10 protein-coding genes are annotated in these 13568 nt (G+C 54.8%); 6 read left to right on the forward strand and 4 right to left on the reverse strand.

The features are described from left to right. Nucleotides 1-128 precede the first annotated feature (128 nt). Complete coding sequence (locus FF011L_RS24410; protein WP_145354550.1) at nucleotides 129-1640, reverse strand: arylsulfatase; 1512 nt, start codon at nucleotides 1638-1640, stop codon at nucleotides 129-131. A gap of 165 nt (nucleotides 1641-1805) precedes the next feature. On the opposite strand from FF011L_RS24410, the gene FF011L_RS24415 reads away from it, so the two are divergent. Both FF011L_RS24415 and FF011L_RS24420 read left to right on the forward strand, forming a co-directional pair. Then, entirely contained in the window at nucleotides 1806-3176 is a 1371-nt protein-coding gene (locus FF011L_RS24415) for a Gfo/Idh/MocA family protein (RefSeq protein ID WP_145354551.1), read from the forward strand. Nucleotides 3177-3471: 295 nt separating this feature from the next. After that, nucleotides 3472-4224, forward strand: coding sequence for a YqjF family protein (locus tag FF011L_RS24420; protein ID WP_145354552.1), 753 nt, complete (start codon nucleotides 3472-3474; stop codon nucleotides 4222-4224). Nucleotides 4225-4250: 26 nt separating this feature from the next. Here the strand turns inward: FF011L_RS24420 and FF011L_RS24425 are convergent, their stop codons facing one another. After that, nucleotides 4251-6056 (reverse strand): ATP-binding cassette domain-containing protein, encoded by a 1806-nt coding sequence (locus tag FF011L_RS24425; RefSeq protein WP_145355895.1) that lies wholly within the window; start codon nucleotides 6054-6056, stop codon nucleotides 4251-4253. Nucleotides 6057-6656: 600 nt separating this feature from the next. On the opposite strand from FF011L_RS24425, the gene FF011L_RS24435 reads away from it, so the two are divergent. Continuing rightward, nucleotides 6657-7919, forward strand: a complete 1263-nt coding sequence (locus tag FF011L_RS24435) for a hypothetical protein (RefSeq protein ID WP_145354554.1) — start codon at nucleotides 6657-6659, stop codon at nucleotides 7917-7919. Between the two features lie 230 nt (nucleotides 7920-8149). Here the strand turns inward: FF011L_RS24435 and FF011L_RS24440 are convergent, their stop codons facing one another. Together FF011L_RS24440 and FF011L_RS24445 are read right to left on the reverse strand one after the other, a co-directional pair. After that, a complete protein-coding gene (locus FF011L_RS24440) occupies nucleotides 8150-9070 on the reverse strand; it encodes an N-acetylglucosamine-6-phosphate deacetylase (protein ID WP_145354555.1) in 921 nt (306 codons plus the stop codon). Continuing rightward, nucleotides 9067-9870: a glucosamine-6-phosphate deaminase gene (locus FF011L_RS24445; protein ID WP_246109605.1), complete on the reverse strand. Its 804-nt coding sequence runs from the start codon at nucleotides 9868-9870 to the stop codon at nucleotides 9067-9069. The genes FF011L_RS24440 and FF011L_RS24445 overlap by 4 nt, the downstream gene beginning before the upstream one ends. Before the next feature lie 125 nt (nucleotides 9871-9995). On the opposite strand from FF011L_RS24445, the gene FF011L_RS24450 reads away from it, so the two are divergent. The 3 genes from FF011L_RS24450 to FF011L_RS24460 all read left to right on the forward strand — a co-directional run bounded on the left by FF011L_RS24450 (nucleotide 9996) and on the right by FF011L_RS24460 (nucleotide 13186). Beyond that, nucleotides 9996-11222, forward strand: coding sequence for an NRAMP family divalent metal transporter (locus FF011L_RS24450; RefSeq protein WP_218932862.1), 1227 nt, complete (start codon nucleotides 9996-9998; stop codon nucleotides 11220-11222). Nucleotides 11223-11470: 248 nt separating this feature from the next. Next, nucleotides 11471-12508 (forward strand): DUF1559 domain-containing protein, encoded by a 1038-nt coding sequence (locus tag FF011L_RS24455; RefSeq protein ID WP_218932863.1) that lies wholly within the window; start codon nucleotides 11471-11473, stop codon nucleotides 12506-12508. A 273-nt stretch (nucleotides 12509-12781) separates the two neighbouring features. After that, nucleotides 12782-13186, forward strand: a complete 405-nt coding sequence (locus tag FF011L_RS24460; protein WP_145354558.1) for a carboxypeptidase-like regulatory domain-containing protein — start codon at nucleotides 12782-12784, stop codon at nucleotides 13184-13186. Nucleotides 13187-13568 lie beyond the last annotated feature (382 nt).

The following is a 13568-nucleotide window of genomic DNA, read 5'->3' on the forward strand; positions in this document are numbered from 1 at the left end:
CGCGATCCCTCGCTGACGCAGCGGGTTGGGATTTCCTGAAGCATTGTCGCGCTTCAGCAACCTATTGGGAAACCGTCATTTATTCTTTCGACGTCCCTCGCAAAAGGCGACACTCAATCCTTGATGGGCTAGTTATCGATGGGCTTTAGGGGGAAGACCTCTGACGGGCTATGCTCTTCTTTCATGGCCCTTTCCATCCTTGCGACGATCTTTGGATGCTTCGCTGCGACATCGTTTTGCTCGCCAATGTCTTCCTTGATGTTGTATAGCTCGGTCTTGATACCTTTTTTCGTCAAGCCTTGCCGAACCGCTTTCCAGTCTCCGGCTCGGAGACTCTGCTGCCCTCCGTAACCTGAAAATTCACGATACAACGGTTTGCGTGGCGACTGCTCTTGGCCTTTTAGAGTGGCTGCTAATGAAACGCCATCCGCATCTTCGCTCGCCGGTTCGTCATTCAGGATCTCCATCAACGTTGGCATCCAGTCTTCGAACCCGCTAATGCGATCGCTGCTGGAACCGGGTTCAATATGCCCTGGCCAGCGGACAATCGTGGGGACGCGAACGCCACCTTCATACAACGACCCCTTTAAGCCTCGCAACTCTCCAACGCTGTCGAAGAACTCGTAATCGACCTCTTGCTCAAGGTGCGTTGTCCCGTTGTCGCTGCTGAAAATCACAATCGTGTTGTCCGCCAACCCTAGTTCATCCAGCAGGTCCAAAACGTTCCCGACATAGCGATCCATGCGGGTGATCATCGCTGCGTATGCGGCTCGAGGCGTGAAGTGCGGCGTGTAGCCGTAGCCTTTGCTACGCGTAAACGGAGGATCTTTCCAGCCCAAGTCATGGTAGGGTTTTAGATCTTCGTCGGGGACGTGCAGGGCAACGTGCGGGATCACCGTTGGGTAATAAAGAAAAAACGGTTTGTCTTGATTGGCTTTTACGAACTCAAGCGTCTGAGCGTTGATCCGGTCCGGTGCATAATCGGTCCCTTTAAAAGGTTCGTAACTTGCGGGATCGGCCGGATCCGCATCCTTTGCAAGGCTTGCATGCCCGGGGATTTCCGGATCATTCTGCAGAGCAATCTTTGCTCGATCACTCCACAGATACGAAGGATAGTAGCTATGCGCATGGTACTGGCAGTTGTAACCGAAGAAGCGATCGAAACCTTGGTCCATAGGATCGCCGGTTGAACTTGGTCCCCCCAATCCCCATTTCCCAAATCCTCCGGTCGTGTAGCCGATCGCATTCATTTTCTTGGCCAGCGTGACCTCTTCAGCAGGAAGCGGCCACTGTCCCTCGGGCTTGGCTTCGCGGTTATTACGGACGACCGCATGACCGGGATGTTTCCCTGTCATCAACACGCATCGTGAAGGGGCACAGACGGCGTTGCCGCTGTAATGCTGCGTCAGCCGCATCCCCTGCGATGCCAAACGATCCAGATTGGGGGTTTTGATTTTTTCCTGACCAAACGACCCAAGTTCGTTGTAGCCCAGATCATCGGCGAGGATAAAAACGACGTTGGGTTTTTCGGCCGGTTCGGATCGAGCCTCGATACCATCGCAAAATTGCCAAAACGTGGCGACACAGAGGGCGACAAACAAGCTGCCTCGCCGATGAAATAGACCTCGAAACCGTGACATAGCCATCCTGTATCCCTCAAACCGGTGAGAATTGGTTTTTCGACTTTACCCCGAACCCATTGTAGCGTGACATCCTGCTTGGCTCGTGCGAGTATAATTGGCAATCTGAACTTACTATGACTCCCTCCAGGTCAAGCAAACTTTCTAATAACAGGAATGCTATTCATGTCGAACATTCACCACCCGTCGCGTCGTCGTTTCCTACAAGGCGTCGCAGCGGCCGGCACCGCAGCGGCCCTTGCCAGTTCGCCTAATCGAGCCCTCGCACTTCAATCGCCCAACGAACGTCCCGTATTTGCCACGATTGGGCTGCGAAACCAAGGCTGGGGAATCACTCAGAAGTCGACCGGCCTGGCCGATTTTGTGGCACTCGCGGACGTCGATTCCAATGTCCTCGGGGAAAATGTCGAGAAATTAAAGAACAAGCAGGGGAAGGCTCCCGATGCTTACAAAGATTATCGCAAGGTCCTTGATCGCAAGGATATCGACGCGGTCATGATCGCGACCCCCGATCACTGGCACACCAAAATTTCCGTCGAAGCGATGTACGCGGGAAAAGATGTCTACTGCGAAAAACCACTGACGTTGACGATCGACGAAGGGAAGCTGATTGAAAAGGTCGTCAAAGAGACCGGCCGCGTGTTCCAAGTGGGAACGATGCAGCGAAGTGAATCGAGCCAGCGTTTCCTCCAAGCGATTGCGTTGATTCGCGACGGCCGCATCGGGACCGTCAAGAAAGTGACCTGCGGGATCAATGGGATGGTCGGATCCCCCGTGATCCCAGTCACAGAAGTCCCTAAAGAACTGGACTGGGAATTGTGGCTTGGGCCGGCTCCGAAAGTCGACTACCGAGCCCTGCCGGAAATGCGAACCGGCTACGGCGGCGGCGTGCCGCTATATAGCAATTGCCACTACGCGTTCCGGAACTGGCACGAGTACTCCGGCGGCAAACTGACCGACTGGGGCGCTCATCACGTCGACATCGCCTGCTGGGCACTCGGAGCAACCGACACCGGCCCCAGCAAAGTGACGCCGCTAAGTTACGACCTGCCTGTTGAATACAAAGATGGGTATCCGGTCGTCAACGATCAATACAACGCGGCCACCAAATTCAAGATCGGTGTCGCCATGCCAAACGATGTGGAAATGATCATCACCAGCGAAGGTGATAACGGCATTTTGTTTGAAGGAACCAAGGGCCGATTCTTCGTCAACCGTGGCAAGATCGCCGGCAAACCGGTTGAGGACCTTAAAGAGAATCCGCTGCCAGAAGGAGCCATTGAGAAAGTCTATGGTGGCCCGATCAGCAAGAACCACACGGCTAACTTCATTGAAGGAATGCAATCTCGCAAACAGCCGATTTCCGACGTTTGGTCCCACAACCGAATGCTTGAAATCTGCCACCTTTCAAATATCTCGATGCGTTTAGGTCGCGAATTGAACTGGGATGCCGACAAGCGAGAAATCGTCGGCGACGCTCAGGCCAATGCATTCTTGTCGCGTGAAAACCGCAAGGGTTACGAGATCAACATGTAGGCTTTGCCGCTTCGTGCAACGCTGGTAAACCTTTTCCGTACGCCAAACTCTGCCGAGTTTGGCGTACGGTGTTCTTATTCTAAAGTCTGCGGAACGTGAAATTGATAGCTGGCGTAGTGGACGAAAGGCGACTTTTGACGATTGGTTTCCGGGCCGGAGGGCTCGCGCCCAATGCCGCTAAGAATTTGAGTTCGTGATCGCCTCTTAGCGGAAGCATGCCGGGGCCCATCATTCGTCTCCAATTGATTTCACGTCTGGTGACTTTCGCTCCGGTTGCCTGTTGCAGAGAGGCCCCATGCGTCACTCAGCTTTTCAATCCATCGTTCATCGCCCATACCCGTTGGCGAAGACGCCTTGGAGTATTGCGCAACGCTGGTCAGACCTTCTGTTCGCGCACTGGCCGACAAGCGCAACGGCGCTGCGGCCGTTCATTCCGAAATTTCTGGAAATCGATACCTTCAAGAACCAAGCTTGGATCGGTGTCGTCCCTTTCACACTGCGAATCCGTTTGCGTGGGACGCCTGTTGTCCCACGTGTCGGTGCCTTTCCCGAAATCAATGTTCGCACCTATGTAACTTATCAAGGTAAACCGGGAGTCTGGTTCTTCAGCCTTGACGCGACCAGTCCGCTGGCGATCTGGCTGGCTCGCTGGCAGTACGCCCTCCCCTACTATCGCGCCGACATCGAAACTCAAACCAAACAATCTTGGATTCAGTTCGACAGTCGTCGCAGGACCAGTGAAACCGAGGCGGCCTTCCATGGAAAATACCGCCCAACCTCCGATCCTTTCCATGCCGACGCCGGCAGTTTGGATGCTTGGCTAACCGAACGCTACTGCCTGTACGCCATGAAAAAAGATGGCGGCATCTGGCGAACGGAAGTCCATCACCAGCCATGGCCTTTGCAGAACGCCGAATGCGTCCTGGATGAAAATTCGATGACCGCCCCACTAGGCATCCCGCTGCAAGGAAAACCCAAACTCCATTTTTCAAAAAAGATTGAAGTGGTTACTTGGTTGCCGCAGCGAATTGGCGACAACGTCTGGTAGCCGCACAGACGTCGACAACTTGCGGTTTACCCTTCCGCTTCCAATGCTTCCCAACGTGCAAATGCATTGGCCAAATCTTCGTCCAACGCGGTTAAGATCGCTTGATTCTTGGCTTGCAGGTCTCCCGGTTTTTTGTAGTAATCGGGATCCGCCATTTTTTCATGCCACTCAGCGATTTGTTTCTCTAGCTGTTCAATTTTCCCAGGCAGCAATTCCAGTTCGCGTTTCTCGTTGTAGCTCAATTTTCTAGCGGGAGCCGCTGGCGGGGCTGCGACAGCTGGCGCCTGGAATTTGGACATATGCTTCTTGCTGTTATCTTTGGAAGCCACTTGATCGGCTTCTCGTTTTGCGACGGTTCGCTTCCAATCGTCGTAACCACCGATGTATTCGTTTACGCCATCGGGTTCGAAAACGATCGTGCTGGTAACGACATTATTCAAGAACGTTCGGTCGTGGCTAACAAGCAATACGGTGCCACCAAACTGCGTCACCTGCTCTTCCAGCATGTCCAAGGTCTCGCTGTCCAAATCGTTTGTCGGTTCGTCCAGCACCAATACGTTGGCAGGCTTGGTCATCAGTTTTGCCAACAGAACTCGGTTGCGTTCTCCACCAGAGAGGAACTTGACCGGCGTCCTCGCTCGTTCAGGAGTGAACAGGAAATCTTGCAAGTAACCGATGATGTGTTTGTTGGTATCGCCAATACGAACGCGATCACTTCCGTCGGCGATATTATCCTGCACCGATTTTTCGCCGTCCAACTGGTCCCGCAACTGATCGAAGTAAGCGACTTCGACATTGGTCCCCATCCGGACGTTGCCGGACTGCGGTTCCAAACGCCCCAGAATCAGCTTTAGCAAAGTCGACTTACCGGCTCCGTTGGGCCCGATAATTCCGACCTTATCGCCACGCATGATGGTGGTTGAAAATTCTTGCACGATGGGTCGATCTTCGTACTTGAAACTGATTTTCTTCACGTCCGCCACCAAAGCTCCACTACGCATCGCTTCCTGGATCTTCAGTTTGGCGGTCCCATCGTTTTTGCGTCGTAGCGAGCGTTCTTCACGCATCGATTCAAGGGCTCGTACACGGCCTTCATTTCTAGTCCGGCGAGCCTTGATTCCTTTGCGAATCCAAACCTCTTCCTCCGCCAACCGTTTATCAAAAAGTGCGTTTTGCTTTTCTTCGGCGGCAAGTGCATTCTCTTTTCGGCTAAGGAAGGTCCCATAGTCGCACGACCAGTCGAACAATCGGCCGCGGTCGACTTCCCAGATCCGATTCGCCAGTCGCTGCAGGAAAGAGCGGTCATGCGTCACGAACAGCAGCGTCCCATTCCAACGCGACAGAAACTCTTCCAGCCAGAGGATCGATTCGATATCCAAATGGTTCGTCGGTTCGTCCAACAACAGTAGGTGCGGACGAGCGACCAGTGCCTTTGCCAACAGGACGCGACGTTTCATCCCACTGGAAAGGGTTTCAAACGCGATATCCGGATCCAGATTCATCTGAGAAAGGGTCTTTTCCAGGCGATGAGCCTGTTCCCAGGGCTCGTCGCCGTCCGCCTCATCCATCCCCGCTTCGACGATTTCGTGGATCGTGCCGCTCAGATCGGCGGGCACATCCTGAATCAGTCGAGCGACCCGCGTACCGGCCTCCATCCCGACCCGCCCCCCATCCGGCTGAATCTCTCCAGCCAGCAGCTTCATCAAAGTAGTCTTTCCAGCTCCATTTCGTCCCAACAATCCAATGCGTTGCCCCGGTTCAATCTTCGCGGTCACCTCATCCAATAGAGCGGGTCCACGATAACCAATGGTCAATTCTTCAAGCGAAATCAGTGGCATCAAATGACAGGGAGTATGAAGGAGAAAGAAAAACGCGAACTTCAAGGGAATCCAGCGATCCCTCTATTTTGTAGAACGATCCCGAGACTGGCTAGTGTCGCGTTTCGGTTTAATTATTTAAGCCAGTCTTGAGGCGGGAGCTGGGGAGACAAGGAGACAAGGAGACAAGGAGTTGGGAGTGAAGGAGTTGGGAGTGAAGGAGTGAAGGAGTGAAGGAGTGAAGGAGTGAAGGAGTGAAGGAGTTGCGCGGTCCATAATCATGGTGCTGTAGGCTCGGATTAGACCATGAGCATCGACAAAATGGTTCCAGCAATACCTGATAGCAGCAATTTCCGTGTCTCCGTGTCTCCGTGTCTCCGTGTCTCCGTGTCTCCGTGTCTCCGTGTCTCCCACCTCCCACCTCCCACCTCCCACCTCCCAACTCCCAACTCCCAACTCCCAACTCCCAACTCCCAACTCCCAACTCCCAACTCCCAACTCCCAACTCCCAACTCCCAACTCCCAAATACGCTAAATTCCTGGGGGTGCTCATGGACGGCTTGATTCGTTCCGCTACCTCTTCCTCACGCCCCCTCTAACGTTGCCCGCTGAAACTTGTACCTTTCTTCCCCCGACTTCCGCTGCACGTATTACCGTCTTCAAAATTGCTGGGTGATTGGCTGGCTGCTACTGCTGGCGGTGAGCTGGCGATTGTGGGTTCCCAGCGACTTGTTTCCGTCGATTCCTCTGCTCGGCATCCCTTCGCTTCCCCCCGTGTTGGATGTTGTTTTATTGGGGGCCTGGGTTGCATTGCTGCTGGCGGTTATTGCTTTTGGTAAACGCCACAGAGAAGCCCTCTTTGTTGGCTTAGCCCTCTTGGGCGTTTGCCTGGTTCTGCTGAATCAGCATCGCTTGCAGCCTTGGTTCTACCAGGCGATTTTGCTGTCCATTCTGTTTGCTGCACTGAAGCCAGAGCGAGGGTTGGCCGCGGTTCGCTGGTTGACCATTGGGATCTACCTGTTTTCATCGCTGGGAAAAATTGACTCTCAGTTCCTGCACACGGTGGGTCAACAGTTTTTGCAAACCATCGTTCAGCCGACCGGGATCGACATTTCCAGCTGGCCCGCCTCGTCCCGGTTGTGGATGGCGGGCCTGTTTCCGGCCGGCGAGTTCGTTATTGTGTTGGGGTTGATGGTTCGCCCCACTCGCAAGCTGGCGGCTTGGCTGGCAATCGGCATGCACACAACCATGATCCTGGTCCTCAGTCCTCTAGGACTGGGGCACCAACCGGGAGTGCTGCTATGGAACGTGATGATGATCGTGCAATTGATTGTGCTGTTCAGGCTGCTCGACCGCAGTCCAGCCGATGCAGCCCCAGCCAGTACAGAACCAGCCGCCCAAGCGGTGTCCCTGCCGCCCAAGCGGTTTGCAGCTCCCTTCGCTCTGGCGATTTTGGCGGCCGCGATGCTGCTGCCGCTGGGCGAACGATTTGGTTTCTGGGATCACTGGCCGTCCTGGGCACTCTATTCGCCACACAGCAGCCGTGTGGACCTGCAGATCCACGGTTCTGCAGCCAACAAACTACCTCCTCACATCAAGGCCCATCTGGCACCACCCGACGAGATGGGCTGGCAAACGCTCGCGCTTGACCGCTGGTCGATCGATACGCTGGGCGTGCCGATTTATCCGCAAGCACGTTTTCAGCTGGGCGTCGCCAACAGCGTGATCGATCGTTACGGACTGGAACGCGCCAGCCGAGGACGATTGCGCGGGGTCGCCGATCGCTGGACCGGGGAACGCGAAACGGTCTCTTTCCAAAACGCAACCGAACGAGAAAAACTAAGCGAGCGATACTGGCTTTCCAGCCAACCACGCTGAAATTGCCTCGCCATTCGCTGGCAAACCAACTTCATGCTCTAAAGTGCTGCACGCCCTAAAGTGATCGTGCGACAGATCGGGCACGGAAGTTCCCAAAGCCCGCTTCGGCGTCAGCAAGCGACGGTATTTTCCGCTTCAGCCCAGCAGCCGTTCGGGCGTCAGCCCACGGTTCTCTGGAATTACCAAAAGAACCGAGGCCAGCGTCCATACGGCTGGTTTGCGGACTGTCGCTAATTCGTTGCATCTAGCAAGCGACTTGCATTGCCACCGCAGTAGGCTTGGATCGTTTCGGAATCGATTCCTATCGATTTTAAATTCTCGATCATGCCAGGCATGGTCGCTGCAGAACCTGCCAGGTTCCCGCTTCCATCAAACCGCGGCGCGTCCCCTTCGGCGACTCGCACATCGCGTCCCGCCAAGCGGTAGACACCAGGGCCAAGTCCCGCTGCGGCAATCGCATCGGTCGTTATCCAGACGTTGTCTTTCGGAATCAGCTGCAGGTAATTCTGCAGTGCGAAAAGAGGGATATGATGCCCGTCGGCAATCAAGCCAATCTGCAATCGATCCGCCAACGACAAAACGCGTTGCACGATGTTGTCATGGCGATGCATTTGCATCGGACACCCGTTGCCCAGATGCGTAAACAGCTTCAACCCCGCATCGATCGACTCCTTCAGTTGATCCAAAGAAGGATCGCAGTGGCCGGCCGAAACAAGGACTCCCTGATCCGCCAAAAACGCAGTCGTTGCCGATTGCGGATCGCATTCAGGGGCCAGAGTCCAGATACGAACTTGGCCCTCAGCGGCTGCCAGCAACCGCTTTGCCACGTCCACACTAGCCAGCTGTGAATGCTGAGGCGGATGCGCTCCGATAAAGCCTGGGCTTTGATTTAGGAACGGACCCTCCACGTGGAAACCGGCGACCATTTCGCGGGTCACGGGATTCTGACTAGCCAGTTCAGCCAGATTCTTGATGCGTTGTTCCATCAGCGGAACCGAGTCGGTAATGACCGTCGGCAAGAACCGCTGGACTCCATCCTGCCGCATCGCCTGGGACGCGTGCAGCAGGTCTTCGCCAGTGATATCCGCATCATTAAAATCGATACCTGCGTAGCCATTGACCTGCAGGTCTACAAAACCCTCCGAACTCACGATACGCTCCCATCGGACGCACCGCTTTTGGTCGCTTCGCTAAGCAATTTTGCCGAAGCCGGATCCAACATCAAAGTGCAGGCGGCATGGTTTTGCAGGATGGAGGCGGGAACATTTGGGGTAACCGCCCCTTCCACCGATCCACGCACTGCTTCGGCTTTCCGCTCATCCGGAACGCTACAGATAATCGTTCGCGTTTTCATGATCTGGTTGACCGACATACTGAGAGCCTGCTTGGGCACATCCGCTAGGCTTGCGAACCAACCTTCGCCAACCTGCTGCTGGCGGCAAGCTTCATCCAGGTCAACGATCAGATAAGGATCATTGGTTTCGAAGTTTGCTGGTGGGTCGTTAAACGCCAAGTGCCCGTTTTCACCAATTCCAACAAACGCGACATCGACCGGCTGAGCCATAACCAATTGGCCAACCCGCGCGGCGACTTCCGCAGGCGAACCCTCTGCATCCAAAAACTGGAACGAGCCGATTGGAACCTGTTGGACGAAGCGTTCATCCAAGTAGCGACAAAACGACGCAGGGTGCGAGCGATCGATTCCGATGTACTCGTCTAGATGAAATCCATCGACCATGGACCAGTCGATGTCGGGCTGAGCAACCAGATGCTTCAATACCGTGAATTGAGACGCCCCTGTTGCGACAATGATCCGTGCTCGTCGGTTATCACTGATCGCATCACGTATGACGGCGGCTCCTTTTTCAGCAGCCAGTTGACCCATTTTTTCAACATCGGAAGCAATGACGATGTCCATCGTGTACCCTATCTCGAAATCAGTATGAAACATTGGGGATTCGTAACGCAGGCCGCACCGGCGCAATCTGCCGAACGCCCCACATTTGACTTAAAAAGAGAGTGTGGCATCCATCTATGCAAAACGCAACGACCGCATCGAATTCACGAAGAACCCCCATGGACTGGTTGCGTTCTGTCGGCCCTGCGGTGGTAGTCGCCGCGGTCGTCTTGGGGCCCGGCACGATCACGGTTGCCTCGCGCGTTGGCTGTGCCCTTGGGTACTCCGTTGGCTGGCTGGTTTTACTGGCATCCGGAATGATGGCAGTGATGACCATCGCTGCTTTGTATGCCGGAGTTTCCAGTTCGCAAACGCCTGGCAGTCGATTGCGGCAACGCTTTGGTCGTCCAGCGACGATTTCTATCGGCTTGGTCCTCTTCCTGATCGTGGCCCTGTTTCAATCTTCGAACAATCGAGCATTGCTTTTAGCGGCCGAGTACTTCATCCCTTCGATCAATGATTCCAAAGGACTGTCGATCGGTTTACTGTTCGCTTTTAACGCTTTTGTGATCCTCTTTTTCCTTCGCGCAAGAGACGTCTATAAAGTCATCGAATCGGCCATGCTTCTGATGGTCGGGACGATGATCGTTTGCTTTGCGATCAATGCCATCGCCGGAGGCGTCAGCCCCGGATCGGCCGCTGCCGGCTTGATCCCGACTCCCGATTCCGTTCGTGCAACCATGCAGTCCCTAACCGGCGACATTCGCGCACTCCTGGCAACCACCTTTTCGGTTGCCGGAGCTTTCTACCAATGCTATTTGGTGCGAGAGCGCCGCTGGTCGGTCCAGGAAGTCAAATTCCGCTCGGTCGATAGCGCCATCGGCATCGGCACACTGGGCTTGCTAACGTTACTGGTAATGTGGACCGCCGCTGCGGCTCTTCATGGCAAGATGGAACCAAGCGAAGTCAAAGACATCGCATCGCTGGCAAACAGTTTGCGTCCAACCTTTGGTCCTGCGGCGACCATGGTGTTTGCGATGGGGATTATGGCCGGAGCCATTTCTTCATTCGTCGGAAATGCCTTGATCGGCGGAACCGTCTTTTCGGACTGCGTGGGAACGGGCAGCCGAGCCTCCCAGCCTTTCCCACGTCGTTTTACCGTCGCTGCACTGCTCGTCGGTTTGGTAATCGCTTCCCTATCGGTCCTCACGATCGAAAGCAATGTGAACTTCATTGTGATTGCCCAAGGCCTAACAACGCTGGGACTGCCCGTGATGGCACTCGCCCTGCTATGGCTATTACTCGATTCCAAGATCGCCCCCAAGTGGTTGGTTGTGGGAACGCTGTTCGGGGTCCTTCTAACCTTCGTCGTCGCGATCGCAACGATCGTGAAACTGGTCTCCTAACCCCGCTTGGGAAGCACCGACCAGGCCATAAGCGGCCTGGTCGGAACCGGTCTAAAAACGTCCCAAGCCCCTCACCAGCCCTCCCTCTTTCCCGCCCTAACGGCGAACCAGACCCCGTAGCAGAAGAGCAACGGCTTTGCTAACCCCCAAAGTGGGAGTACAATAGGCTATACTGAACCGTTAAGAAGGCCTCACTTAGCATGGCTTTTCTTTATTTTTCGTTCTTTATTCCTCTTGGGGCTTCAGCAATGTCCAAACAGACTGAGATCAGACGCGGCTTTACGTTAGTTGAATTATTGGTCGTTATTGCGATCATCGGCGTGCTTGTGGGGCTGTTGCTCCCGGCGGTCCAAGCCGCACGCGAAGCAGCACGACGCATGCAATGCTCGAACAATTTCAAGCAGATGGGCTTGGCACTGCACAACTATCACGACACACATGGGAGCTTGGTTTACCGCAAGGGTGGCACTTCGCTAAACAGCGGGCGGCGAAGCGGATTCATTTCGTTGTTGCCCTTCATCGAAGCGGGCAACATGTGGGACCAGGTTCGCAACGGCACGCCTGCCGAAGGACCATCTGCTTGGTCGGGCTGGGCACCGTGGGACACATCACCGGAATTTGTCCGCTGCCCATCCGATTCTGGGATCCAGAGTGGCGGTAGAAGAAATTCAATCGGGTTTGTCATGGGAGACCAAATGAAGAACATCCGTGATGACACTTCCGCCCGCGGGATGTTCCAAGCCGGTAACCAAGGCGTCAAGTTCCGCGACGTTACCGATGGGCTTTCCAACACGTTGATGATGAGCGAACGATTGTGCAACGAAGGGATGCCAAGCGGCCAGAACCCTGTTGCCGTTGGACTACGTCAAGTCGAATACAAGCGAGGCTTAGCAACGCCAATCGCGGGCGTCACCGATGCTCCTAACCTTTGCTACACCGTCGTCTCGGGGAATTATTTCGCCGACGGAACCACGGTTAACTGCCGCTGGGGCCGATACTGGCAAGATGGCCAACCGGCCTACATCGGGATCAACACCGTCCTTCCTCCGAACGGACCGGCCTGTGCCGAGAACGGATCATGGGGCGACCAAGACGAAATCATCGTTCCTCCATCCAGTCGCCACCCGGGTGGCGTCAACGGTGTGATGGCTGACGGTTCGGTTCGCTTTGTGACCGAGACAATCGACACCGGAAATCTTGGCGTAGGCCAACCCGACCAAGGACCAAGTGTTTACGGAGCCTGGGGAGCGATGGGCTCCAAAGCAGGTGGCGATTCGCTTCAGTAATCGCCCTCTTATTAGCTGATCACATCCCGATTAGCGTGCAAATCGTCAGGCGAGATTACTTCCATAATCCCGCCTGACTTTATTTCCCATCGGACCGCAATCAGCGACTCCGTTTCTTTTTGTCATTCATTCCACAGGCTCGACATGCGCTTATTCAATCGCCGCACACGACAACGATACTCGGCCACCCCCCTCTTGCTGACTGCGGCTATCGGACTAGCTGCTCTTACTCAGATCGGCTGTGGTGGCCCTAGCAGACCTACAACTTATCCAGTGACCGGCACCATCACCCAGGACGGGAAACCGGTAGCCGATGCGACCGTCTCTTTCGTTTCTCTTGACTCCAATCAAAGTTCCGTCGGCAAAACCGATGCATCGGGCAACTACCAACTGACCACTTTCGAAGCGAACGACGGGGCCCTTCCTGGACAGTACAAGGTCCGAGTCTTCAAATTCGAACCAACCGAAGAACTTGCGAACGTGGAGACAGCAAGCGACGTTGGCGAAGATGTCATGGAAGAAATGCCAAGCAACTATGCCGATCCCGCGGCATCCAGCAAATCCGCGGATCCAAAAAACTTGCTTCCTGCGATCTACAACAGTGCCACCCGAACTCCGCTGGAAACAACGGTCACCGAAGGGGAAAACAAAGCGGACTTCACGATCGAGGGCAAATAGAAGAACGCGATTGCATATCAGACTGCAAACTCCTCCACCGCGGGAACGTGCAATTTATCGATGACGGATTTTGTAGCCTTTCGCCCCGCGAAAGCAGCTCCAAAAGCACGTTCTTTCGGGGACCGAAGGGCGACCTCAACCGGAAAAGACCTATGGTCGGCCCGCCGGGGGATCGCGTTCAGGCGTCGCAAAATCCATTATTCCTGCAAAAATTCTCCTCGAGGCGCGCCTGCACTACGACCACGAACGCCCCACTAACACCCCCTAAAGTTAACACTCCGACCCTTGTCGTATACTAGCCTGCTGAGCAAGCAAGCTACTTGCGGCCTTAAACTTTCCTTCGCGCAGTCTTCATAGAGTTCATTTACTGTTTCGCCCACTG

This window comes from Roseimaritima multifibrata, from assembly GCF_007741495.1.
Lineage (GTDB): Bacteria > Planctomycetota > Planctomycetia > Pirellulales > Pirellulaceae > Roseimaritima > Roseimaritima multifibrata.

Excerpts from the sequence above, each read along its gene's own strand:
- FF011L_RS24445 (WP_246109605.1), bottom strand. The coding sequence starts at position 9,870 with ATGTTTCATACTGATTTCGAGATAGGGTACACGATGGACATCGTCATT.
- FF011L_RS24410 (WP_145354550.1), bottom strand. The coding sequence starts at position 1,640 with ATGTCACGGTTTCGAGGTCTATTTCATCGGCGAGGCAGCTTGTTTGTC.
- FF011L_RS24455 (WP_218932863.1), top strand. The coding sequence starts at position 11,471 with ATGTCCAAACAGACTGAGATCAGACGCGGCTTTACGTTAGTTGAATTA.
- FF011L_RS24420 (WP_145354552.1), top strand. The coding sequence starts at position 3,472 with ATGCGTCACTCAGCTTTTCAATCCATCGTTCATCGCCCATACCCGTTG.
- FF011L_RS24415 (WP_145354551.1), top strand. The coding sequence starts at position 1,806 with ATGTCGAACATTCACCACCCGTCGCGTCGTCGTTTCCTACAAGGCGTC.
- FF011L_RS24450 (WP_218932862.1), top strand. The coding sequence starts at position 9,996 with ATGGACTGGTTGCGTTCTGTCGGCCCTGCGGTGGTAGTCGCCGCGGTC.